The organism is Thermosulfurimonas dismutans (genome assembly GCF_001652585.1).
Classification (GTDB): Bacteria; Desulfobacterota; Thermodesulfobacteria; order Thermodesulfobacteriales; family Thermodesulfobacteriaceae; genus Thermosulfurimonas; species Thermosulfurimonas dismutans.
In genome coordinates this window covers 1-518 of record NZ_LWLG01000060.1, presented here as the reverse complement: position 1 = coordinate 518, position 518 = coordinate 1, and the positions used below count along the sequence as shown (strand labels likewise).

Sequence of the window (518 nt, the reverse complement as noted above, 5' to 3'; positions counted from 1 at the left end):
TTATCGACCCAAGGGACGCAAGAGACCACTTGACGAGGATAAAGTGGCCAAGGTGAGAGAAGTGATAGAGAGGTTTCCGAGCTATGGATATCGGCGGATAGCAGCGGTATTGGCTGGAACCGGAAGGTGGTGCAGAGGATCTGTCAGAGGAAGGGTTGGCAGGTGAGGAGGAGACCGAAGGGTAGTCGGCCGCGGGCCAGAGGTCGCATTTCGGTAGCCACTAGGCCCAATGAGAGATGGGCCACGGATTTGACGATGGTTTGGTGTGGCCGGGACCGATGGTGCACCTTAGTAAAGATTACACTAAGTTAATTAAAAATTTAGCCAAAGAATTAAGGATTGAAAGAAGGGTTTTTTATATTCACGATTGTCATTTGCCTACTTTTATAAAAAATTCATTAGGAGTAGTACTTATCAATAGCACGGTAGGAACTCAGGTATTATATCATAAAAAGCCTCTTATTGCTCTTGGTAAAGCTATTTATAATATTGAAGGTTTGACTTATAAGGGTTCTCTA

The 518-nt window shown here is 44.6% G+C and carries 1 protein-coding gene; it reads left to right on the top strand.

What is annotated here, in order from left to right; all coding sequences use genetic code 11:
• Positions 1–236 precede the first annotated feature (236 nt).
• The coding region (locus TDIS_RS10750) for a capsular polysaccharide export protein, LipB/KpsS family (RefSeq protein WP_482255534.1) at positions 237–518 on the top strand (282 nt) is incomplete at its 3' end.